This is a genomic window from Ignavibacteria bacterium, assembly GCA_025612375.1.
In the GTDB taxonomy this organism is placed as follows: domain Bacteria; phylum Bacteroidota; class Ignavibacteria; order Ignavibacteriales; family SURF-24; genus JAAXKN01.
The window spans coordinates 1-24,684 of record JAAXKN010000024.1 but is presented as its reverse complement, the minus strand read 5'-3'; the positions used below and the strand labels follow the sequence as shown (position 1 = coordinate 24,684).

19 protein-coding genes are annotated in these 24,684 nt (G+C 42.7%); 6 read left to right on the top strand and 13 right to left on the bottom strand.

Annotation, left to right across the window (positions count from 1 at the left end; all coding sequences use genetic code 11):
* Window positions 1-70 precede the first annotated feature (70 nt).
* On the top strand, window positions 71-1,339 hold the full coding sequence (locus HF312_13835) for a glycosyltransferase family 4 protein (protein ID MCU7521297.1): 1,269 nt from the start codon (window positions 71-73) through the stop codon (window positions 1,337-1,339).
* Window positions 1,340-1,354: 15 nt separating this feature from the next.
* Here the strand turns inward: HF312_13835 and HF312_13830 are convergent, their stop codons facing one another.
* Window positions 1,355-2,602: a glycosyltransferase gene (locus HF312_13830; protein MCU7521296.1), complete on the bottom strand. Its 1,248-nt coding sequence runs from the start codon at window positions 2,600-2,602 to the stop codon at window positions 1,355-1,357.
* A gap of 199 nt (window positions 2,603-2,801) precedes the next feature.
* Here HF312_13830 and HF312_13825 point away from each other — a divergent pair, with 199 nt between their 5' ends.
* Complete coding sequence (locus HF312_13825) at window positions 2,802-4,097, top strand: hypothetical protein (protein MCU7521295.1); 1,296 nt, start codon at window positions 2,802-2,804, stop codon at window positions 4,095-4,097.
* Between the two features lie 47 nt (window positions 4,098-4,144).
* Window positions 4,145-5,446, top strand: coding sequence for a hypothetical protein (locus HF312_13820; GenBank protein ID MCU7521294.1), 1,302 nt, complete (start codon window positions 4,145-4,147; stop codon window positions 5,444-5,446).
* Between the two features lie 75 nt (window positions 5,447-5,521).
* On the opposite strand, the gene HF312_13815 is transcribed toward HF312_13820, so the two are convergent.
* From HF312_13815 to HF312_13800, 4 genes are all read right to left on the bottom strand, one after another.
* A complete protein-coding gene (locus tag HF312_13815) occupies window positions 5,522-6,280 on the bottom strand; it encodes a class I SAM-dependent methyltransferase (GenBank protein ID MCU7521293.1) in 759 nt (252 codons plus the stop codon).
* Between the two features lie 113 nt (window positions 6,281-6,393).
* Window positions 6,394-7,305 carry a glycosyltransferase family 2 protein gene (locus HF312_13810; GenBank protein ID MCU7521292.1) on the bottom strand — a complete coding sequence of 304 codons (912 nt, stop codon included), beginning with the start codon at window positions 7,303-7,305 and terminating at the stop codon, window positions 6,394-6,396.
* 166 nt (window positions 7,306-7,471) lie between these two features.
* On the bottom strand, window positions 7,472-8,200 hold the full coding sequence (locus HF312_13805) for an FkbM family methyltransferase (GenBank protein ID MCU7521291.1): 729 nt from the start codon (window positions 8,198-8,200) through the stop codon (window positions 7,472-7,474).
* A 206-nt stretch (window positions 8,201-8,406) separates the two neighbouring features.
* Complete coding sequence (locus tag HF312_13800) at window positions 8,407-9,423, bottom strand: glycosyltransferase (protein ID MCU7521290.1); 1,017 nt, start codon at window positions 9,421-9,423, stop codon at window positions 8,407-8,409.
* Between the two features lie 334 nt (window positions 9,424-9,757).
* Here HF312_13800 and HF312_13795 point away from each other — a divergent pair, with 334 nt between their 5' ends.
* Window positions 9,758-11,254 (top strand): oligosaccharide flippase family protein, encoded by a 1,497-nt coding sequence (locus HF312_13795; GenBank protein MCU7521289.1) that lies wholly within the window; start codon window positions 9,758-9,760, stop codon window positions 11,252-11,254.
* 153 nt (window positions 11,255-11,407) lie between these two features.
* On the opposite strand, the gene HF312_13790 is transcribed toward HF312_13795, so the two are convergent.
* The 5 genes from HF312_13790 to HF312_13770 form a co-directional block, all read right to left on the bottom strand.
* Window positions 11,408-13,954 carry a YfhO family protein gene (locus HF312_13790; protein ID MCU7521288.1) on the bottom strand — a complete coding sequence of 849 codons (2,547 nt, stop codon included), beginning with the start codon at window positions 13,952-13,954 and terminating at the stop codon, window positions 11,408-11,410.
* Window positions 13,947-14,687 carry a class I SAM-dependent methyltransferase gene (locus HF312_13785; protein ID MCU7521287.1) on the bottom strand — a complete coding sequence of 247 codons (741 nt, stop codon included), beginning with the start codon at window positions 14,685-14,687 and terminating at the stop codon, window positions 13,947-13,949. Before HF312_13785 ends, HF312_13790 begins: the two co-directional genes overlap by 8 nt.
* A 203-nt stretch (window positions 14,688-14,890) precedes the next feature.
* Complete coding sequence (locus tag HF312_13780) at window positions 14,891-16,012, bottom strand: glycosyltransferase (protein ID MCU7521286.1); 1,122 nt, start codon at window positions 16,010-16,012, stop codon at window positions 14,891-14,893.
* Window positions 16,009-17,103, bottom strand: a complete 1,095-nt coding sequence (locus HF312_13775) for a glycosyltransferase family 9 protein (protein ID MCU7521285.1) — start codon at window positions 17,101-17,103, stop codon at window positions 16,009-16,011. Before HF312_13775 ends, HF312_13780 begins: the two co-directional genes overlap by 4 nt.
* 124 nt (window positions 17,104-17,227) lie before the next feature.
* Window positions 17,228-18,268, bottom strand: a complete 1,041-nt coding sequence (locus HF312_13770) for a glycosyltransferase family 2 protein (GenBank protein MCU7521284.1) — start codon at window positions 18,266-18,268, stop codon at window positions 17,228-17,230.
* A gap of 601 nt (window positions 18,269-18,869) precedes the next feature.
* On the opposite strand from HF312_13770, the gene HF312_13765 reads away from it, so the two are divergent.
* Window positions 18,870-20,435, top strand: coding sequence for a metallophosphoesterase family protein (locus HF312_13765; GenBank protein ID MCU7521283.1), 1,566 nt, complete (start codon window positions 18,870-18,872; stop codon window positions 20,433-20,435).
* Window positions 20,436-20,474: 39 nt separating this feature from the next.
* Here HF312_13765 and ypdA read toward each other — a convergent pair whose 3' ends face one another.
* Entirely contained in the window at window positions 20,475-21,449 is a 975-nt protein-coding gene (gene ypdA / locus HF312_13760; GenBank protein ID MCU7521282.1) for a YpdA family putative bacillithiol disulfide reductase, read from the bottom strand.
* A gap of 221 nt (window positions 21,450-21,670) precedes the next feature.
* Here ypdA and HF312_13755 point away from each other — a divergent pair, with 221 nt between their 5' ends.
* Window positions 21,671-22,183, top strand: a complete 513-nt coding sequence (locus tag HF312_13755; protein ID MCU7521281.1) for a hypothetical protein — start codon at window positions 21,671-21,673, stop codon at window positions 22,181-22,183.
* Window positions 22,184-22,248: 65 nt separating this feature from the next.
* On the opposite strand, the gene HF312_13750 is transcribed toward HF312_13755, so the two are convergent.
* Window positions 22,249-23,856, bottom strand: coding sequence for a M2 family metallopeptidase (locus HF312_13750; GenBank protein MCU7521280.1), 1,608 nt, complete (start codon window positions 23,854-23,856; stop codon window positions 22,249-22,251).
* A gap of 258 nt (window positions 23,857-24,114) precedes the next feature.
* Entirely contained in the window at window positions 24,115-24,636 is a 522-nt protein-coding gene (locus HF312_13745) for a hypothetical protein (protein MCU7521279.1), read from the bottom strand.
* Window positions 24,637-24,684: the final 48 nt, after the last annotated feature.

Below are 24,684 nucleotides of genomic sequence, written 5' to 3'. Positions count from 1 at the left end.
TAAAAATATACAATAAATAGCAATAACAATAGTATATTTGGTTGACCAATAACTGAAATTCTCTTAAAGTATGAAAAAAGTCCTGTTTATTACCTTTTTCTGGCCTCCTTCGGGTAAAGCCACACTCCACTGGCCGCTTAAAATTATAAAGTACCTGCCCTCCTCAGGCTGGCAGCCCTCTGTACTGACAGTAAATGAGGATACGTTTTCAGCTAAGGATGAAAGCCTCTTGAAGGAAATTTCTCCCGAGCTGGAGGTAATGAAAACAGGCTACTTCGATCCGTTCAGGCTCTACAGGAAGTTTCTGGGGAAATCTCAGGATGAACCCCTCGTTGCCTCCGAAACAATATCAAAAACAAACAAAAGCTTACCCCACAGGATTTCCATCTGGATAAGAATGAACCTCTTTGTGCCTGATGCCAGGATCGGCTGGTACCCTAAGGCGGTCCAAAGGGGAAAAGAATACCTGAAGAGTAATAAAATAGACGCCATTGTTACCGTCGGCCCCCCGCACTCGACGCACCTTATTGGAAAAAAGCTTTCAAAAGCCTTCAATATCCCGCACGTGCCCGTGTTAATTGATCCCTGGATTGATATAGTTTATTACAGGGGATTTAAGAGAAATCCCGTAACACTGGCGCTGGATAACTATTTTGAAAGGTCCGTTATGAAAGAGGCCTCGGAGGTCGTCTTCGTAACTAAGAATACTAAAGAGGACTTTGTAAAAAAATACCCCTTCTTAAAAAGTAAGTCGCACGTTCTTTACTGGGGCTATAATGAGGACAGCTTTGAAGGCCTTGAGGTGAAGCCTCCAAAAGACGAAAAGATTCTCCTTCATGCGGGTAACATATTTGACTACCAGAACCAGGTGCCTTTCTGGAAGACTGTTAAAAGCCGGATCGAAAAAGGCGGTAACATAAAGCTGAAGTTTATCGGCACCGTTGGGCCCCACATTAAAAAGTCGCTTGAAGATCTTGGCCTGAATGACAGGGTGGAGTATTCAGGGTTCCTCCCATATAGCGAGGTCGTAAAAGAGATGATGAGGGCTTCATACCTCCTTGTCTGTGCAACAGAACCCAGGCACCTGCCGGGGAAACTCTTTGAATACCTTAGAACGGGAAAGCCCATAATTGCATTTGGCGATGATAATGACGAGGTGGAAGAAATTTTAAGAAAGACAAATGCAGGCATGCTATTCCCCTATAACAGCCCGGCAGAGGAATTTTTTGAAAAAGCCGATGCACTGAAAACTGACCTGGAGAAGGTAAGAAAGTTTGACCGCAAGACAATTGCCAGAGATATGGCGGAGATCTTAAACCAATTAAAAATTAAAAAGTAGAAGAAAGTTTATCTTTCACTTTCTTCTTATTTTCTTTTCGAAGAGCTCATAGTAGCTCTCACTCATACTTTTAAGCGAAAAGTTCTCTTCTGCAAATTTCCGGCTTTTATGCGATAACTCCTTCAGCTTTTCATCCGAAGTAAGAAGGCGGAGAGTTTCCCCGGCAAATTTTTCTATATTAAAAGGCCCTATAAGGCAGCCGCTTACGTCATTTTTTATTATCTCTTTGCACCCTCCTACGTCAAATGTAACGGCAGGCGTGCCCGAGGCGACGGATTCAATGAGCGCATTGGATAGATTGTCTGCCCGCGTGGGGTATACAAACAGATCCGCCATGGAAAGATATTCCGCTACCTCTGCCTCATCTCTCACGTATCCGGTCGTATGGACGGTAAAGTTGTTAAAAAGCTCCAGTTCCTCAAGCCTTCCTATTCCGAGAATAAGAAGGTGCACTTTTTTTTCTGTCCTGGCATTAATGATCTTTAAGATTTCAATTAAGTCCCTTCCTCCTTTATAAGGATTCTTATTCAGCTTTTCAGCGCTGAACATAATAACCCTGGCATCAGGGGGAATATTAAGGCTTTTTCTTAACTCCTCCCCGGAACGGGGCTTAAATATGTCAAGATCAATTCCGTTAAAAATGTGATGAAGCTCTTTTCCCGCAAAAACCGGGCTTTCTTTGGCCAGACTCAAAAGCCAGTCTGAAGGAGTTACAACGGTAATGTCTGACTCAGAGTAAATTTTTTTCTTCTGCCTGAGCAGCATACTCCCTGTATTTATACCAATGGATGGATAAATGCGCGTGTTTGACCTGCTGTTTTTCATCTCCTTCCAGGACACGTCGCCGAAGGTGTGGGCTGAGTTTCCGGTAAAGGCCCACATGTCGTGCAGCGTCCAGACGATGGGAGCCTCTTTGGAAAGCTCTCTTATAAGGGAAGTAGTAAAGTATCCGCCAAGAGTATTATGGAGACTGATAATGTCTGGCTTGATTTCACGTGTTTTCTGGAGTATGACTTTAGGAGAAAAAGGAAGATACTGGTACTGAATTCCAAGCAGATTTGAAAAAATATTAAACCACTTTTCAGCTACCTGTACAAAGCCGCTCTCCCTGGTAGGAAACACATTTTTATCTGTTGAAGCTTTACTCCTTACCACAAAGAAGTTTTCGGTATTATGGTACTTTTCCAGCCCCATGCCCAGGCGCCTTGCGGCAATTGCAGCACCGCCTACGATGTCTGAAATATTTATGAATAGTATTTTCAAATGTTTTTAGGCTTTAGTGTATTTTGCGTCACAAATGGGTAATTATTTCATATTTATTTGTGAAATTAGTTCAATAATTACCCGGAATTTGATTGCCATTTAAAATTAAGAGTTATAATTTGAGTAGTGTAAAATAAGATAAATCTCGCGGAATATAAATCATTTATGTTATTTTAATTAATAATCCCCAGGGGCAAAAATGAAAACCCTTCTTACCGGAGTTCTGTTCATATTCTCTCTCTTATTTTTAAGCAGCTGTTCAAAAGACAGTTCTACAGGCCCCCAGGAAAAACCTGCAGATCCTGCGCTGGGAAAGGTTTCCTTAAGGCTTGATAAAATTAACGCTCCATCAAATGTTGCGCTCGTTACGGCAACCCTCTCAAGAGCTGACTGCGACACACTGGTTAAAAACCTCAGCATGTTCGATTCTTCAGATGCAGAAGTGTCATTTGAAAATATTAAGACAGGCACATGGCACCTGAAAATTGAGGCTAAAAGCAGCACAAATGTCCTGCTTTATTCGGGCGAAACTGACCTGGTGGTCGAGGATTCTAAAACGACTGACGTATATATGACACTTACACCTGTGCCGACAGGAGTGGGAAGCGTATATATAAGCGTTAAATGGCAGTCTTCGGGCTGGATCGATTATGCAAATAATCCGATATTTACCAGGTATGATGCCTACAACAACCCTTACGGCGGCGTAGCTGCAGGGAAAGTGCTTTATGAAAACGGTAAGTACAGAATGTGGTATATGCATACCTATGAAGCCGCTAGAGCCGACATAAATTATGCTGAATCCATTGACGGCATTCACTGGCATAATGTGTTTCAAAGACCTGTCTTGTCGCACGGCGCGGCGGGCAGCTTTGACAGCCGTTCGGTTGGCATTACAGCTCTGCTAAAAGATGATGACGGCTATAAAATGTACTACGCGGGCTACAGCAATGAAAATCCGGATTACTACTCTATGGGACTTGCCGTGAGCCAGGATGGGCTTACATGGGAGAAAAGGGCCGAGCCCATCTTCTCAGTGGCAACTGAACCGAGTCTTTGTGTCTCAGGCGTTGTAAAGAAAGATGGCGTATATTACATGTATTATACTTCTATTAACCCCATCTTTAATCTTAATATGGCTCAAAGCCAGGACGGGATACACTGGACTAAGTACTCCGGAAATCCAATTCTCCTGCCGGCGGAAACATGGGAGTTAAGCGGAATAGTTTATCCAAGCGTAATTTATGACGGGACCAGGTTCATGATGATCTACGATAACTGGGACCGCACAGGCTTCGGAATGGCTACTTCAACAGACGGCGTTACATGGAAAAAAGACCCGAAGAACCCGGTCTTCGGATTAAATAATACTTACAGAAACTGGGCATCCCAGATAAATTATCCATATCTGTTTAAGAACGGAAACAAGCTTAGAATTTATTATACCGGAGTTGCCAACGGGGTCTTCAATATGGCTGTTGCCGAATATCAGTAATTGAAATGTCAGTAAGCACATTTAACTATTAAACTTAGGACTAAATAATGAAAAGATTTATTGGCATAGTGCTGATCTCCTTATCAGCTTTCTGCCTTAGCAGCTGCTCCAAAGAAAATACAGTTGAGCCGGGCAGTAAAACCACCCAGACACTGGGCAGTGTGTCATTTAAGATTGATAAGGTAAATGCCCCTTTGGAAGTTACACTGGTCAAGGCATACCTTTCAAGGCCTGATTGCGATACGCTGAAAAAAGACCTGAACATTTTTGCAGATTTGTCCTCCTCATTAGCCGATATCTTATTTGAGAACATTAAGACCGGATCGTGGCACCTTAGAATAACCGCAGAAAACAATGCGGGTGAAGTTCTCTACACCGGAGAGACAGATATAATGATAGAGGATTCAAAGACTACTGAAGTATACCTGACGCTGACACCAAAACCTAGCGGTGTTGGAAGCATCTATGTGAGTGTGAGGTGGGGAAGTACATCCTGGATAGACTATCCCGCAAATCCTCTGTTCTCAATTTATGACAGTCCTGCAAACCCTTTGCTTGTCTCGCAGGGTAAAGTCTTGTATAAAGACGGTAAGTACAAAATGTGGTATTTGAATACCTACTACAGTGCAAAAGCAGACATCGGCTATTCGGAATCCGTAGATGGCATACATTGGAATTCAGCATCAGCAAAACCGGTCCTTTCTCCGGGCTCTGCCGGCGCATGGGATGATTATGCCGTAACAACAGGAGCGGTTTTAGAAGATGGAGGTGTATATAAGATGTATTATTGTGGCTTCCATGACCAGAATGGAACAATGAGTGTTGGCCTGGCTGTCTCACAGGATGGAATTTACTGGGAGAAACACCCTTCGCCAGTTTTGACCGCCTCATCATTTGAAGAAAAGGTATGGGCCGGCAGTGTCATTAAAAAAGATGGTACATATTATATGTTCTACAACTATGCAAAGATTAATGGCGACAGAGCCATGTGCCTTGCAACTTCGACAGATGGTGTTCAATGGACAAAATATTCAGGAAACCCTGTCTTAAAGGCAAACCAAAGCTGGGAAGGCTCCGGAATATTTTCTCCCTCAGTAATTTATGATAACGGCCAGTTTAAGATGGTCTATATGAACTATTATAACGATGGTTTTGGCATGGCAAACTCGATTGATGGGATTAACTGGACAAAAAAATCCGAGCCGTTCTGGAAAGTGGGTCAGCTTAAATGGTGTACAAAAATTGCCTATCCCTATATAGGAAAATTTAACAACGAATACAGGCTGTATTATACCGGGGGTGACGGTACCAGTCTGTGGATGGGAATGGCAAGTACATCGGTATTATAATAGCAGATAATTTAGTGCCCGGAGTGAGCCTGAAGAAAACTTTGCTCTGCATTTGCAGTCTTCAGCATTTGAATTTTATCTGGCAATTACGGCAAGTTCGGAGAAAAATTCAGGCCACCTACGGGCAAGCTTATCCATCAGGGCTTCACTTATTATCCCACCGTAAAAGTAACCTAATTTTGTTACGGAACTAAAGCCGCATCTGCTCAGGAGCATTTTTGAAAGGGCACTGTACGTAAAGTAGTGGAGATGCCCTTCGTCGTAAAGATCAACGGGCTTATTGTCGTAGGTGGTCAGACCCTCATTTTTTGAAGCCGTCGAAGGGAAAATTCCTCTTAAAAGTTTGAGCCTCCTGTGATAGAGTGCCATATTGGGAGTGTCAATATAAACAATGCCCCCCGGCTTAAGAAGTTTACGCACATTCTGCATTACTCCAAGAGGATCTATCAGATGTTCAATCAGCGCTATCATGATGACAGCATCATACCGGGGCAGGCTTTCTACAGGTATGTTCTCACAGTTAATCTGCTCGACCCTTATTCTGGGGTCAATAACACTTTTTTTCATCCCTTCAACACGTACACTTGAAAAATCGCTTATTGTATAACTCTTAAAACTAATACCTGCATTTATAAAGCTCCGGACGAGCATTCCCGATCCGGCACCAAGTTCCAGAACGTCGCCCCCGTTAAAATTAAGAGGAAAATACTTCAGGCATGATTCTATTCTGGAATGAGGAAATTTTTTTAATCCTACATAATCATCATAAACCCTTTCGGTTTCTATTTTATACTTTTCGTTGTAGTGCTGTGTTAATCTTTCATTTTCCTGCATGAAGTTCCCTCAAAGTTGTAGCCCTGAAACCTCTTGAAATCAGTTGCTTTATGCTTAAGTTTACGCTTTTTCTCTCGTTATCTTATAGCACTCTGCCTTAAAGCGTAACTATTTTATTTTTCAAGAAGATTGACAGCTATATATCTTTTAGCTTTTTTAATCAGGCTGTATTTGTATATGTTTCGAAATGCCTCCAGTACTTTTTCATCTGTGAAGGGAGGCACAAACGTAGGATCTATAATACTTTTGCTGAGATCGTTGTTATATTTATATATGGGCTTGCAGTGTACGCCGCTGCCGTCGAAACCAATGTTATCAATGTAAGAGAACCGGGGATATACGGCTAAGGCATTATTCTTAAAATGACTGTAAGTCCAGCGTATGGACCAGGAATCTATTCTGCCTTTTACCTGCTTAACCAGCAGATTTGTTAAATCATCGCCGGATTTATTGAACAGCTTCTGCTTCTTTTTATCCAGCATAAACTCATTATAATCCGGCAGTTCCCAGTCTGCACGCTCCCACCTGTCACGCCAGGTTCCCCAGCCATATGAACTGTTTCTGTAGGAAAAGAACACGTCAAAAGCGTAATCTTTATTTATTTTCATTATACCCGGGTTATGATTGAAGCCGCAGACCGTAAAGACATTTTTATAGCCTTCATAGTAGTTAAGGCCCTCGTTCATATACTTTAGAAAATATGGGGAGGAGATTAAATCATCTTCCAGCACTATAACTTTGCCGTATTCATTGCAAAGCTTTGTTACCCCGCTTATAATGGAGTTGGCTAAGCCCAGATTTTCTTTCTGTTCTATAATGGTGATGTTCTTAAAGCCTGATATTTTCTTTACAATTTCTCTAACCTCATTTACCTGCGGAATATCCTTGGAGCTCCTGGGGCCGTCAGAAAAAACAAATAATTCGCTTTCAGCTGCATACACGTTTTCTTTTAAGGCTTTCAGAGTCTCAGAGGTATGGACCGGCCTGTTATAAACAAATAGGGCTATTGGGGCAAGATTAATCATAATTTATCAGAAGATTCACATTTTAAAACTTTATTTTACGTCTAATGAACGGAATTAAAATAACGGATATTTACCTTCTTTTCAATATACTATTTAGTATCGGACACTTAAGCTGAAGCAGCATCTGTAGATGCCAGAAATATTATTGCCTCAAAAGGCTGCTGGACTATTTCCTCTTAGCTACCAGAACCATGATGTCGCGGGAGGGTTCTTCATCTTTTTCCTCAATTATTTCATAACCCTTTCTTTCTAAAAGTTCTTTTACAAGTGAGGTCGGTGAACCCAGGTCTCCATGCGATTCAACAATGATCACCCTTGGCTGTATGCCAAGATTTGCTAAAACCTCCTTTTCGCCGCTTTCACAGTCCAGCTCAAGTATATCGCAGTCGGGTATCTCTTCAATTTTATCTGCTCCTTCCATCTCTCCCCAAACATTTACCGGAGACCCTACATAGCCGTGTATGACTGTGCCCTTTAACTTATATTCTTCCCATGTCTTTAGAATATCTTTGGCTCTTTCCTTGCTGGCTTCAATAAGGGTAACCTGGCCCCCTTTTTCCATCGCCACAATCCCTGTGATGCCGTATCCTCCGCCGACAATAGTAACTCTGTCTCCCTGACTGACAAATCTCCTGAGAGCCGCAATGCTGTTCTCTTCGTAGTTTTCCACATCAATTTTTTGCCGTGTGCGGGGAAACAGTCTGTCAATCTTTGCCAGTGAAGGGTCTTTTACCCAGTAATCTCCCAGCTTTATATATGCTCCCTTGGGACTTAGTTTCCTGATTAACATCCATAAAGGACGCACTAATGAAAATGTCTTTTCTGATAAATTATCTTTGTTTTTGTCCATCTGCTGCTTTGAATATAATGGTGAAATAATGCTTGATCCCTTCATTCTTCGAGGGAAGGTTAATCATCTTACATAATCCTGCGGAAATCGTTTAATGAACTTGTCCCCCGGAATACTTTTGGGCAGCCTTCCCGGTCTGTTCATTAAAGCTGCTTCCTGTGAGCTTTGAAAAGCAGTAAAATAACCAATCTTTGGAAGATTATCCAGATCTATAAGCAGGAAGAAATGCTTCGGGGGAGTTATTAAAAAAGTTAACCCAAATATGCCGTATCTTTTTTCCCCAAGTTTCCTTTTAACCCGTCTTTAATAGCCAGCTTAATTATTTTACTGTAACTGATATTTTTGTTCGTCAATAATACTACTTTTAAAATCACAAAGTAAACAAATTTGTTAAAAGAATATAGGAGGCTGCTGGATTTGGTCCTGTATTTTTCAAAATAAATCCGGTTTCTGATCTGGTAATAAAACCGGTGCTTGTTGGACTCATTCATTAGTGGCAGCTTAAGGCAGGTGATTTTGTCTTCAGGTGAATGCCATTTCTCGTCAACATCATCTATCCTGCTGTTAAACAAAACTATGATTTTACCACCCTTTCTGACTATCCTGTTTGAATATTCAATATCATCTGAATAAACAAAAAGATCCTCATTGGGGTAACCGATTATGTCCAATAAACTTTTATGAAAAAACAACCCGCCGTAATAAGCAGCGGCAACATTACCATGCGAAACTGCATCCCTGCTGCCTGCCTCTTTTTTGAAAAAAGAACGGGCTATCCTGGAGAAAAAGCCGGTGACGGTGAAGCCCATGAAGCCATTGATATCTCCAATAACCAGATCGGGGTTGTTTTGTATAACGGCAGTCTCATAAATTTTCCTTCCGGGCCTCGAAGACAATAGCGCAATAGAGCTTTCTTTATCCGGGGCAGTTAAGCTGCTCCAGAAATTTCTTATTACCTCAAAGGAATCTTCTTTTGGGACATTATCGTCATCCAAAAGCCAGACAAAGTCACACGACTTTTCATCATAAAATTCCCTTAAACCCCTTGCGTAGCCCCCTGCGGATCCGGTATTTTCATTCAGATATAGTACCTTCAACCTGGAAACGTTATTTTTTTCTAAACTTATAAGCTGGCTTCTGCTTTCGTCTTCAGAGTTATTGTCTACAACTATGATTTTTTGAACATTGATCCTGAAAAGGCCGTCAATTACCTGCTTTAGAAGATTAAACCGGTTATTATAAGTTACTATTACCGCACAAACATTCATGTTCTGTCTTAGCTGCTGTTGTTAGGGTTTATTATTTAGCTTACCGGAAACCATTTCCCTGTCTTTCCGGTAAAATCACCGGCATCGACTCTCTTTATTCCGAAGGTCTAAATTTACGGAAAAATTTTATATATAATTTTATTTAAACGTTATGATATTCCGGCTTTTGGGAGCACTACAGGCCATAATTGAAGATTTTTTATAGCATAAAATTAACTATATTTGTGTTTCAAAGATCCGAAAAGCCGATATCCTATAATGCCTTTGCGGCAGGATAAGGGACGGTCAGGATTGGAAGTAATGAAATTCAAGGAAACAAAGCAGGTTCTGTTAAATGGGAATTGTAATACGTCAGAGCGCTAAAACATTAATAGTAACGTATCTGGGATTTTTAATTGGGTACGTCAATACTCTCATTTTTTACCCGCTTGCACTTTCAGTTGAGCAGATCGGCCTGCAGAGAATACTGCTCGATGTTACAGGTTTTTTTGCCACCTTTGCAGCCCTGGGGGCAACTCATATCCCTGTCAGGTACTTCCCTTATTTCAAGGACCCCAAAAAAGAACACAACGGTTTTCTTTTTTTTCTATTCTGCCTGAGTTTTGTGGGATATATAGTTTTTGTGGCGCTGTTTTTTATCTTCAAGGATACACTTATCGGGATATATTCCCGTAATGCCGCCCAGCTGACTGAGTATTTTTATTATCTCATCCCTTTTACATTTATTCAGCTCTGCCTGTTTATTCTTGAGGTATATATGCTGGTTCAGCTAAAACCGGTGGTGCCCCGGTTCATCCGGGAGATTGTTATCAGGGGTTTGCTGACTCTTGGCGTACTTGGAATTTTATATCACATGATAACGTTTCATGTATTCATAAATTTCATCTTTGTAGTTTACGTAATAGCACTGCTGTTGCTTGTCATATATGTCTATTCCAGGGGGGTCCTGTTTCTCCGCCCGAACTTTTCGGTATTTAAGAACCCTATGCTAAAAAGTATGCTGGTCTTCGGCGGCTTTGTGCTCCTTGGAAATACAAGCGATATAATAATAAGAAATATTGACAGCCTGATGCTGGGGTCATATTCAGGCCTTAAGAGCACAGGAATCTACACCATTGCTCTTTATATAGCGCTTGTGCTTGAAATTCCCAGAAGATCCATGTCGCAGGTGGTTATACCTCTGGTTGCTGAGGCTACAAAGAATGGCGACATGAAAAAAATTGCGGAAATATACAAGAAGTCATCAATTAACCAGATGATTATTGGCGGACTTGTCTTTCTGGTAATCTGGTGCAATATTGACAATATTTTCAAATTTATACCCAACGGAAGTGTCTTTATTGCGGGTAAATATGTGGTCTTTTATTTGGGAATAGGAAAACTGTTCGATATGGCTATGGGTATAAATGCCGAAATTATGACTACATCGAAATATTACAAGTACGACATTTTCTTCTATGCGTTCTTAAGTTTACTGGCAATTGGAACTAATATGCTGCTGATCCCAATTTGGGGAATCCTGGGAGCCGCAATGGCAAGCGCCATCTCAATAATAATTTATAATCTGGTCAGGTTTGCTTTTATTTGGCGCATTTACAGGATGCAGCCCTTTTCAAAGCAGACCGTTAAAGTACTGCTGATTAGCTTGGTTGTACTTATTTTTAACTATATGTTCCCCCACGTGTCTGGACATTTTGTCTGGGACGTTGCAATAAGAGGATTTTTTATTGCTGTCCTTTTTTCTCTGCTGGTTCTGCTTTCCAGGGCTTCAGAAGATATTAATGCCGTACTCTCAAGAACAATAAGAAGATTTCTGGAAAAGGTTCAGTAGGAATTTTTTCGAAATGTGCTTTTATTGTTTATAAGAGGAAAGTAAATATTATAAATAAAAAACGGGCGTTCAGAACACTGAACGCCCGTTTTTTTTAAATCACTGTATTACCGCTCTAAAGGCCTCTGCCTCGGGCGGCAGAGCTTTTGGGAATTACTCCTGAACTGCCTCTTTTCTTCTTTTTGAAGTTATCAGGCTGAATATAAATACAATCACAATTAAGGAACTGAGCGTAAGAGCCAGGTATTTGCTTATTACAAAGCTTACAGGCTCAAATTTGAACTCTATTTTGTGCTCGCCTTTTGGTACCACAATTCCGCGGAATGCATGATTTACACGGTAAATCTTTGTTTCCTGGCCGTCAATTAAGGCCTTCCACCCCTTCGGATAATAGGTGTCGCCTAGGAACAGAAGGTTGTTTCCGGTTGCCTTTGCCTGAATTGAAATAAGTTCATCTTTGTACTGGTTTATCTTTACATATGCCTGCGTCGTGTCGGGCCTGTCCACACTGATGCCGCCTTCTTCTAAAAACGCCAGTTCCTTCGGATCAAACGCATTGTTCTTTATCAGATTCAGTATCTGTATGGCCGGCTTAACCTGTACGTTGCTTACGAAATACGCCCTCGGAAGCGCCCTGTCGTACCTGTAGACAACATCCTTTTCGCCTTTGGATACTTCTGTCAGATCTGTGAAATTTATCTGACGGTCGAAGACAACGTATTTTGTATTTAGCATCCTCCAGAGCGTCGGATTTGCAGGAGTCCCGACTACATCCATTATATCCTGATAGGCTCTCGGCTTGACACCTGAATAGCCGAAAAGATCCTGTACAAGGAAGTATGCATTAAAGTTGGCATCGTTCCCGACTGAACCAAGAGAACCGTCCTGCTTCAGATTAATTATACGGAAAGGCTCCTTGTCGTTCTGAGACTTAATGGCTGAAACATAGAACGGCTGCCTGAAGGCTTCCTCCATATTTGCCTGCTGAACATATTCTGCGCCGCGGTTGTCAATCCTCCACAGGTCAAAAACCGTAAATACTAATACTGCCAGCAGCACCACGTCACGGCTTATCTTCTGATTGACGTACGTTAATGCCAGGCCGAAGGTCAAAGCTGCAAGTGCAAGCACTATGTGTGTATCCGTAAGGAACATGTCAGCTGCATAGTCGGCAAGCTGCTTGAGGTACTGCGGATTTTTGCCCGACTCGGTTACCCTTGCTGTAAACCAGTCCCTGAGAACTCCGTTTAAGAGGAAAGAAAGAACAAGCAGTCCCGTAAACCCGAAAGCTGCAAATTTTACTATCTTCTCAGCCCTTAAGTCCTTCTCACTCCTCAGGCTAATGATCTTCCAAAGCCCGATGCCGGCTAAAAACGGGAAGCTCAGCTGCACAAGCACAAGTATCATGGAAGGTACCCTGAACTTGTCAAATGCCGGGAAGTAATAAAACATCAGATCGAAAATAGGGGAGAAGGTCTTCCCGAAGGATATAAAAAGCGCAATGCCCGAAAGAATTGTAAGGAACTGTACAAACGGGTCCTTCCAGCAGGTGAAAATGGCATAAAGCCCCAGTAAGAATACCAGGACTCCCATGTACATTGCAACATCCACAAATTCCATCTGCCCGAAGTATGTGTTGACCCTGTATTCCTGCTCATTTGTCAGCGGCCCCTGGTATGTTGAATTTCCAAACCCGTAGTAAGAAGGGATAAGAAAAGTCATTACTTCACCGGGAGAAAATGACCACTGTGTGTGGTAATCATAATAAGCCTGCCCTGAGGTCGGTTCACCCTTTGCTGCAGGACCCTGGTTCTCAACAACACTCTTGCCCCCACGCGTCGAATAAGGAGAATACTCGTAGATCTGTGTCAGGTTGTCGCTCTGAATGAGTATGGCAATCATTGCTGCTGCGGCAAAGACACCTAAGGACTTAAGGAGCTGTCGCTGGAGCTCGCGGTCTTTCTTTATGAGGGAACGGATAAAGTAATAGACAAAGTAGATCCCGACTGCAAAAAGTGTGTAGAAGATGATCTGTACGTGCCATCCCTGCACAAAAAGCTGAAGTGCGATGGTCAGGATTGCAAAGTCCAGGAGCCTGACCTTCTTCTGGAACTTCAGTAGCATCAGGAATATAAGGGGGTACATGCAAAGTGAGGTCAGCTTTGTTACGTGACCAATGAAAAGGAAGATGACAAGCCCCGTTGAAAATGAGGCCGCAATGGCTGTAAAGAGACTTATTAGAGTGTTCCTGGTCTTATACTTCATGAGGAAATAGCTCGTAAATGAGAGTATAATGAGGTAAAGGCTCCAGACAGCGTATTCAACAGAGAAGAGTTTTGCAAAAAGCCACTTCATGGCCGTAAAACCCACATAAATGAGGTTAAACCACTTAAATCCCACACCCAGTGAGTAGGCGGGCATACCGCAGAATATGTAAGGGTTCCAGAGCGTATAGCCCCCCTCGTGAGTCGTAACATAGGTCTGAAGGCTCTTGCTCGTTATTATGTCACCCGACTGCAGCGTCTTGCCCCCGAAATACATGGGAGAGAAGAATATGAGGAACAGTATCAGAAGTATTGCAAGTGAGAGCGGGGTCTGGTATTTCCCCGGTATTATCTTATCAATTGTAAATCCTTCAGTTCTGGTTTCCCTGGCTGCCTTGCCAGCCGTACCGATTGTTCTTTTTGTAGTTTTAGACATTTTTTCTTAGCTCCGGTTTTCTTGCAATAAAATTGATTCCCGCTCCGACTTTGTTATTAGCCGTATAATCCATATACATCATTAAGAGCGTGAAAGGGAAAGTGAAAGTGTAATATAGAGGCAGTAGTATAAAAAGCAGTTTTGATTTGTTAAGCATCTGCATCGGGTACTTGATCCCAAGGCGCCATGCCCTGTCACCCCAGGTGCCGTATGTGTACTTCGACTGGTAGAGTTCAAATCCCAGCGGCTCAAGCTTGCCTCTTAGATCCTCAACCGAATAGCCTATCCTTGCATGCTCTCCGATGAAGCTTTCCTCCTCTTCCTCGTGCACGTCACTGCCTCCATAAATCGAGGGGGTGTTGATCATTAAATATCCGCCTGGACGAAGCGCCCTGTGAAAATTCTCGAAAACTTTCACGTCTTCAACAATGTGCTCCATTACGTCAACGGAAAGTATAAGATCAAAGCCTGCTTCGTGGCTGATCTGAGTCAGGTCCTCAACGCCAAAAGATACATTATTTAAGTTCTGGCTCCTGAAAAATTCCCTGCAGTCTTCTATCCATTCTTCTTTTACGTCAATGGCGTAAATATTATTGGGCGCCAGATTCTTAGCCATAAAGTAAGCGTACTGGCCGTATCCTGTTCCCGCATCATATATGCTTATCTGCCTTTTTCCAAATTCTTTTCTTAGTTTCTTAAGCTCCCGCCTTACATACCAGGAACGCAGAAACATTACGTCTAGCATCTTATAAAACCAGATGCGTAAAAAGGGAAATCTCTTTATCCACCTGGCGAAAATGTTTTTTATTGGGTCATAATGCATAAGGTTGTCAATCGCTGAAATTTGATGTTTCTGAATATGCTTTTATAATTAGCCTGTTTTGGTCAAGAACTCTTCTGGTCACAAACTGCTCTGGTGCTGAACAATTTTATCTTTTATTTTCCCGCAAGCTCCAGCACTCCTTCGGCAAATTTCCTCCAGGAATACTTGTCAACTTCGCCTTCAATATTCTTCTGAAATTCGGCTTCTTTTTCTTCGGCGTAAAATTTCATTATAGCCTCAGCCATTTTGGCCGGGTCCTCTTTCTCCACTATGTAGCCCGTCTTGGCCTCAAGCACCACCTCTTCAAGACCTCCCACGTTTGTTGCAATTACCGGTTTGCGGAAATTCATAGCTATCTGTACAATCCCGCTCTGAGTGGCGCTCCTGTAGGGAAGAATTACTGCGTCTGAAGCGCAAAAATAATATTTGACTTCAGAGGTGGGAATAAAATCTGTAAAAAGATAAAGCGAGTCTTTAATGCCCAGCTTTTCAATCAAACTTTTGTACTTGTCCTCGTTTGAGTAAAATTCACCTGCAACCATCAGTTTTACATTAAGCCTGCCTTTTAACATGGCAAGGGATTCCATCAGTATGTCGAGCCCCTTATAATCCCTTATAAAACCGAAGAAGAGTATAAGTTTCTCGTCTTTAAGACGAAGGTGACTCCTGGCTTCACTTTTTGTAACCGGAAGACCGAAGTTGGAATAAACGGGGTGGGGAAGAACCTTGTTTCTGGCATTTGGGAAAAGACTCAGGAGATCTTCCTGCACTTTTTTAGACAGCAGGACAAAATAGTCGGCGCTGGAGAAGAAGTACTTTGTAAAGGCCCTGTCGCCCGGGCGCCCTTCGTGCGGAATCACGTTGTCGCAGATTACCAGCACCTTCGTCCGTCCGTTCTTCTTTGCAATTTTCGAGATGGTCCCGAAGCAGGGACCGAAAAAAGGCATCCAATACTTGAATATCAACAGGTCGGGCGCATTTTTCTTTATCTTTTCTCCAACGCTGATCCAGTTGAGAGGGTTGACTGAATCTACCAGGACCTCAGTCGGTATGGCTTCCACGGTTTCTCCCGATTCGGTCTGCGACTTTCCCGGGAACAGTATGGAAGGATATTGCCTCTTAAAGGTAATTACATTGACGTCATTGTTTTTTGAAAGCTCATTATAAAGCAATCCGTTAAAATGAGCAATCCCCCCGCGCAGTGGATAAGCAGTTGATAGAATTGTTATTTTCATCGGGGAAGAAGTTTTGTGACTGAATTAAATACCCTGTCGACTGTTATATAATTCATGCACTGGTACTCTGGATTAGTACAGACGGCGCTGTAGAAACACTGGCATTCCTTCTCGGGTTCTATTATTTCTCCAAGCCCGAAGAGCTCAAACTCATGGCGATTAAAAATATTATTGAACAGAACAATCTTTTTCCTGAGCCCGAGCGTTATATGCATTGCCATCGTTACGCCTGTAACCACAAGCTGGCACTGGTCGACAAGGTTAATAAATTTTTCAAGCTGGAAGTGCCCGAAATACCTGCCTCCGGTTGCTTCGGCAAACATTCTGTTTTTTGCGTCTTCCTGCTCGCCTCCTAAGAACACCACCTGATAACCCTTTTTGATGAGCCTTTTTGAGAGCTCTATCCAGTTCTCATCCGGCCATAGGCGCGAGGTCCACCTGCCGCCGCATCCGGTATTAAGCCCGATAACAGGTTTAGCCTTCTCAAGGTCCCAGTCCCCGGCATACTGGCTGAAATTGGAAAGCACATATTTTTCACCTTTATAGCTGAAGCCGCAGATCTCAAAGATTTCTTCAAGATAATTCCTGGTGTTTGCCTTGTTTATGTCGTCAAAAACCCCGGTCATATACTTGGCTTCGGCATCCTTGTCGGCAGGATATGGGACTCCGTCTTTTAATACGTAGCCTTTTTTTACCTGCCCATTAAGAATTTCCATGAGCGCGCAGGCTTCTTTGTCCTTATCCAGGTTTACTATGTAGTCAAATTCCAGAGCCCGAAGAAACGTTGCGCCTTCGGCGTTAAACTTAACTATTGTATCCACTTCCTTTGGTACAACCGAAGGGGTATATGTAAGCCAGTATACTTTTGCCTCCGGATACTTTTCCTTCAACGGAGAAAGAATCGGAGTAGTGCGTATAACGTCACCTACGGCACCCAGCTTTATAATTAACACTTTCCCTTTGGTGGCCTCATAGTAAGGGCAGTCGCTTCCATCAGCCTCCACGCAGTGTACGCCGTGGAGCTTGTGGGGTTTGCAGGGAATGTCACCCCTGAAGAAGCGGCAGTTTATTTTTAAGTCCGATATCTTCAAATTAATTATAAGTTAAATTTGTAAATAATGGCTTTTCGGCAAAAGCCGTTTAATTTCTCATAAGAAAGCCGGTTTTTCAGCGGGCTGCTGAATGCCCGGCTTAGTATGAATTTTGCTTAATTTTTCAGCTCTTGTCCTTTATTGAATACTCTTTGTCGTTCTGCATTGAGTGAACCATCATCTCACCTAAAAGCCCTACAGAGAAGAACTGAACACCCACAATTATAAGGAGCATGCCGAAGAACAGAAGAGGCCTGTTGCTCAGGCTGCGGCCCAGCATCCATTCTATGGAAAGATAACCGTTAACCACAAAACCTATTAAGAAGGCAATTGCACCTAAAAATCCGAAGAGATGCATCGGACGCTTTATATAGCGCGTTGTAAATATTACGGTCATCAGGTCAATAAAACCCTTGAAAAAACGTGAGATTCCAAACTTTGTCGACCCGTAACGGCGCGGATGATGCTTAACCGGAATTTCTGAAATAGTGAAACCCTGCCAGTCTGCCAGTACAGGCATGTATCTGTGCAGCTCACCGTAAACATTCAGGTTCTTTACAACTTCACGCCTGTAAGCCTTAAGGCCGCAGTTAAAGTCGTGTATCTTTATTCCGCTCATAAGCCCCGTTACATAATTGAAGAACTTGGATGAGTGGCGCTTGATAAAGGGATCAAAACGCTGCTTTTTCCACCCTGAAACAAGGTCGTAACCTTCTTCAAGCTTCTGCAATAAATTTACTATCTCGCTCGGATCATCCTGCAGGTCGGCATCCATTGTAATTACAACGTCACCTGTAACCTGCTTGAATCCCATCTGAAGAGCTGCCGATTTGCCGTAATTCTTACGGAAGCTTATATACTTAAATTTGGGGTCAACCCTTGAAATTTCTTTCAGAACTGACAGAGACTTGTCTGTTGAACCGTCGTCTACAAAAACGACTTCGTACTCTGCCAAAATCAGCCTCATCGCTTTTTTGATCTCGTTGGCCAGGGGCCTTAAAGACTCTTCCTCGTTGTAAAGCGGCACAACTATTGAAATTTTCTTAAAGCTCGTCTTCTTCGGGCTTGCTTCGGCTGGTGTTGCAGTCGGACGGTTGTAGCTGCTGCTGTAATGTTTTCCCCTGTACCTGCTGTAATGAGGTTTGTTGGGGCTTTTAGGAGGCACTATCTTTGCCTGCCCTCTCTGTGGCTGCTGCTTTCCCTGCTGCTGCTGAGGCTCAGATTTTCTGGCCTGCTGCTCCGGCCTCGGCTGCCTTTCAGACTGCTTGTCTGATTCCTGCCTGGGCTGTCTTTCTGTCTCGTGCCGGGGCTGCCTTTCAGACTGTCTGTCTGTCTGCTTCTCAGATTGCTTTTCAGCCTGGGGATTTTGCTGCCTGGGCTGTCTTTCCTGATGGGAGCCCTGCGGCTTATTCTGCTTTTCCCCCTGATTATCCTGTGGATTGGGGGCGTCATTTCCATCGTTAATACGTTTCTCGTCCAATTAAAAATCCGATTTTGTAAAAAAATACCCATAAAATTAAACTAATAAATGACTAAAATCAATTTAACTTTTCCGGGTGGAATTTAATTTCAGACTATGGCTTATATCCCTTTAAGCTTAAATGATTTTTCCCCCTTAATGGCCCGTAAAGAGGCAGTAAGGCACAAAAATTACCCCTAAAAGAAAAGTTGATAATAGAACGTAAGCTGAATACATTAAATTATCCACATATGCGTTGTGCGGGAACAAACTTATAAAGTGTCTTAAGGAACAGGAGTGGATTTTAATGCCGGACGATTTTGCTGAATACATCGGAAACCTTCTCTTGAAATGCGAAAAGGATAACTTTACGGAAAACTACGGCAATCCTGAAGTCTCAATTGTTTCCGGCGGAAAAGATATATATATAGTAAGCGACCTGCATATTACCCAGACCAGAAATAACGGGAAAAACCTCCCCCCTTCGGATACCCCTAAGGACGATGCATTTACAAACTTTATGAAGTATTTAACCCGCAGAACTGCCTCCGGCAGGGGAATACTCATAATAAACGGCGATTTTATTGATTTCCTCCGCATTACAGGGCTGCCTCAGACAGATACGGATTTTCAGGAATGGAATCATATCTTAAGCAAAATAGGAATCAGTAAACCGGTAGAATATCTCAAATCCTCTATATCAAAAAAAGAACTCAAATACGGGCTTAATACGGACGACTTTAAGTCCGTCTGGAAGCTCCACATTGTTGCAAAAGAGCATTTCAGAATCTTCAGTTCCCTTATGCAGTGGATCGAAAAGGGGAATAAACTCATAATTGTTAAGGGGAATCACGACCTTGAGTTCTACTGGTCTGCCGTAAGAAACTATATGCGGCTGGCTCTTGCTGAGCAGGTTTCCGGCAATGGCAGCCTGGAAAATGTCCTGAAAAATAAGATCTTCCCGAACCTTCTGTTTGTGGATGATTCGCTCATAATTGACAATAAATATTATATAGAGCACGGGCATAAGTACGACAAGTATTGCCATTCCATAGGGGGACCCCTCCTGAAGAACAAAAAAGAGATAAATATGCCTTTTGGCTCTTTCTTTAACCGCTATCTCCTTAACCACATTGAGCTGGCTTACCCGCCTTTTAAGAATGTGCGCTTAAAAAGGAGCATACTCCCTCTACTTGTTGAAAAGAGGTTCTTTGTAGGTATAAGAAAACTCTTTGAGAACATACCCCCGCTGTTTCTCGTTATCCCTATGCGCTACTACCGCTATCTCTTCGGACGCGTGCTCATGATAGTCCTTACTGTGTTTCTTCCTCTGCTTTATGCAATGGATAAGTTCTGGAATATAATTGAACCCCTGACTCTAAGGCTGGATGCTGAAAATGAAAGCCCCTCCTCAAGACAAAACCTCCTTAAAATGCCGGGACAGAGCATGCTGGAGAATCTCGGGCTTTTCCTGGTCTCGTTTATTATGAGCAGGGCTTCTTCTTACATTCAGCTTGAAGAACCCAATAGCCTTTACCAGTATGCCCGCAGGAAGTTTTCTGAAAACACGCGCTACCGCCTTATAACCTTTGGCCACACGCATAATCCTGAAGCCTTCAACCTAAATAATCAGTGGTTTGTAAATACCGGAAGCTGGATTCCTACTGTGGAGCTCTTTGCCTCTGAAAAAAAGAAGGATAATGCATGTACATTTATGCACCTCTACAGAGGAAGCCGCGAGGGAAAAGAAGCCGGCTTTCTTCAGCAATGGAATAACGACACGGAACAGCCGGTCCTCCTTGCTGCCCTTGGCGGGGAACTGTCCGAAAACGAAACGGGAAACAGGGAGCTCAGAATTCAGAGGCATGAATAAGATAATATGGGGCTTTTCGTGAAGTCCTTTAGAAAATACTCATTTCCGCGATTTGATAAATTTTATTATTCTTTCTGCATGATATCTCGATGACTCGATATTCCAGCGGCTCGTGTTCATTCCTCCGCATACACACCCGGCTAAAAAAAGGCCTTCCTTGTTCGTCTGAAAAGTCTCCCCGTCGTAGTAAGGCTCCCTGAGTTCATCATGGGATATTTTAACCCCCGCCTTTTTTAACAGTGTGTAGTCGGGCTGGTAGCCTGTCATTGCAAGCACAAAGTCATTCTTAATTGAAAATTCACCCTCCGGCGTGCAGAGGTCCACCTCATCTTCCCGTATCTCCTTAATGGTGGAATTAAAATAAGCATTAATAGAGCCCTCTTTTATGCGGTTGTCAATATCCGGCCTCACCCAGTACTTCACCCCCGGGTCGAGTTCACCTCCGGCTATTACCATCGTTACATGGGCACCCCGGCGGAAGGTTTCCAGCGCGGCATCTACAGCAGAGTTCCCGCCTCCAACAATGACCAGCTCCTGAGCGGCATAAGGGTGGGGCTCGTCATAGTAATGTCTGACTTTCTTAAGACTTTCACCCGGTATGTTCATAAGGTTCGGTACACCGTAGAATCCGGTGGCAATAACGACGTTGTTTGCCGTATAGATACCTTTTTCGGATTTGACCAGATATCCGTAATCCAGGTCCTTTATGTCCAGTACCCTCTCATAAGTCTTTACGCTAAGGTTCCAGGAGAATGTTACTCTTCTGTAATATTCAAGTGCCTCAGAGCGCGTCGGTTTGTAGCCGTGGGAGATAAAAGGGACGCCGCCAATTTCCAGGCGCTCACTGGTGGAGAAAAATGTCATGTTTACCGGGTAGTGATAAAGTGAGTTTACAAGGCACCCGGCTTCTATTATTAAATAACTTAATCCTTCTCTTGCTGCTTCAATTCCGCAGGCAAGACCGATCGGGCCTGCACCTATTATAATTATATCATATGTATGGGGCATATTCATCCTTTAATAATCGGCTGTTTATCAGCTCACCAGATTGTCTATTAATTCATTATACAAAAATTTATAAAAGGGACCAAAAAGTAACTGAAATTTTGAGCCCTCAGGTACCTAAGAGATTACTAAAGCCGAAAGCCCTGATTTTACCGGCCCCTTCTCCTGGATTTTATCATTGACGATTTGGAAAAATATCCATAACTATGTCTATAGAAAGAGGAGCGGCGATGATCACTTTTACATACCCATTGATTCCAAAACTTATTTACCGTTACGCAAACATTCCGGTAACATTTGTTCTGCTGATGTATCTCTTCATCTCCGTAATGGCTTTGAGAATCAGTTCATTTAGTATCATTCCTGCTGCTATTAATGTTCTGCTGATTTATTTTGTTAACCGTTATTATTTCAGGCTCTATAAGCTTTTTCCCTATAAGATTCAGGTGGATGACCAGAAAATGATCTGTTCGGATTTTCCCTTCAGCCGCAAGATCATCCAGATCAAATTTGAGGATATTGAAAAAGTAACAGGAAGCATATTTAATGAAATCAAAAACAGGCCTATTCATATCTACGACGGCAGACAGAATATTACGATAGCTTTTTCTCTGCATCTGAAAAGGATAAATGACCTTTTAACTATAATCTTAAGTAAAATCAGAAAAGAAAAAAGCGATGAACTGCTCTTTAAGCTGAGACAGCATAATACCGGAATGAAAAGCGAGGGGAGTAATCCTTAAAAAAAGGCCCTGAAGACTTTCCATAATCTTCAGAGCCTTATAAAAGTGCTTCTTAAAACCTTTGTCTACTCTACAAACTGTCTGGCATAGTATTTAGCCGTAAGCTTTTCTCCCGTTGCCTTTTCAATCATATCGTTCCAGTAGTATTTTCTTCCTGCCTCAAAAACATTTTTCTTAAGATAATCCCCGACCTCTTTTTTATTGAAGAAGCTCTGCTCTTTGGGGTTCGCTGCATTTAATACCTTGCCCGTTATGTGGAAATACAGCTGTGAGGCAAGGAGCTCACCTAACATATAATTGTGGTAATAGCACGGGTAGCTCGAGATGTGGATCTTTGACGCCCAGTCGGGTTCATTCCTGCCTTCGGGCCTTTTAAGCCCCTGGTACTTCTCAACCAGATCCCACCAGAGCTTGTTCAGGTCCTGATCGGGGTTCTCATACATGCTTTTTTCAAAACGGTAGACCACCTGCACCCAGCGGCTGAATACCAGCTGCTCAAGCCTTAAGGATTTGAAGCCCGCATCTCCGATCTTAGTCTTTTCTGCATCTGAAATACCCAGGGCATCCTGCATCCATTTGGGGTTTGAGGCAAAGCGCCCGAACATCATTGCAATTGCCTCTGTTGTAAATGTGTGCGCGGGCTCTCTTAACTGCCAGGGGAGGCTGTGGTCTGTAAATTTGTCATAAACCGCGTGCCCGAATTCGTGAAGCGAAGTGTTCATCCAGTTGTAGTTCGGTTTAACGTTCATTACAACCCTTACGTCATCATCGCGGTCTATCGATGTGCAGTAGGCATGCTGGTACTTTCCTTCCTTTTCATAAAGGTCGCTTTTTTCCGCCAGGTCACTCATCGGAAGCCCGATGCCCTGATAGTAGGATTTTGTTATATCAACAATATTCTTGTCTTTATAGTACTTATCCAGGTCAACCTCATATATTTTCGGGGCTTCCTGGAAGAACCTGTTCTGGTAGTGCCACGGCATTAGTTCACCCGGTGCAACATTATACCTTTTTGCAAGAACCCCGTCCATTTCACCTTTAAGCTTCATGAAAGAGTCGCGTGTCAGGTTGTCCAGCTCGTCAAAAAGCTTCTCAATTTCCTGCGGATCCTGTTCGCTGAGCTTCAGGCTCATTTCATGATAATTCTTAAAGCCGAGCTCACGGGCCGATTCATTTCTCATTTTGGCAAGCTTTATGACGTCACTGGCAACAACTCTCCCGATTGCCTTGCTGCCCAGCCATGCGGCTTTAAGTTCCCTGGAGTCGGTTGAATTCTTAAGTATCTCTTCAATCTCGTTATCTGTCAGTTTTTTGCCTCCTACCTCGGCGCGGAAGGTGGAAAATTTGTTCTCCACGTCTGTCCTGAGCTTTATGATCTCTTCAAGTTTTTTCGTATCCACCTGGTTTTCCAGATAAGCGTTATAAAGAGTTTCAAGCTCGCGCTTTAACGTGGGGTCTGTTATAAGCCCCGATTCCTTGAACTTCTTTATCTTCTCAAAGTCCTCCTTGCTCGTGTAAACCATACTTCTTTTAATTTCAAGCTCGGCAGACTTGTCGTAATCTTCCTTCTTGCCTGAAATGGTGGCGTTAAAATATGCCAGGTTTGCATCCCTCGAAAGAGGAATGACCTTGGCCTCGTAATCTTTTACGAATTTTTGAAAGTCCTTTTCCATTTGATCCTTATTTGTACTTGCACAGTTAAATAAAGTTATGGAAAACAGGAGAATAAAAAAAGCATGAAAGGCGGGATGAAACTTTCTTTTTAGCATTTGTCACCCTTTGTTTTATTGGAGAAAAGTGTTGCCCTAAAGTTAAACAGTTTGTAATGATTCTTCAAGAAGGTTTATATGAACGGACTGAGAAATAAATGATTGGACCAAAACGGTCCTGGAATTTCAGGTTTCATAGTATTGTAACATTTAAGAATACTTCTAAATCAAAGTCTCCTTGTTAATAAGCTTATATTTCTTGTTCGACTGCAGGGCCAGGAATCCCTGCTGCTCCAGGCCTTTTAAGGTCTTTTGAACGGTTGTCAGGCCTACACTGGAATATTCTGCAATTTCACGTAAGGGATTTTCTTCCAATCTGGGATTACAAAGAAGAGTAAAAATCAGCTGCAAACCAGCAGGCTGAAAGACTCTTCCAGGTCTTTGTACCCTTTCTGGTTCTTTCAGGCGCCTGCCCTGAATGTCTATATATAAGGGAGGCAATTTTATGAAAGCGCTACCTGCAGTATCCATAAAATTTATATCCAGACCTCTGAGTACTTCCGCCATTTCAGGATTTACATACCTGACAACCAGGAGAAACAGATTATGGTTTAAGTTAAGCTGCGACTTTAACAGTCCGATAGTACTTCTGCTGATATTCTGCTTTACTTCAGCATTAAATATTAGATTGTAATCTTCAACTTTTAAGAGCAGCTGAAAATCATTCCCCTGCAGCAATGTCAAGGGCCATCAAAACCAGCCACCCAGGGCCATGAAAACCTGCCACCTGTT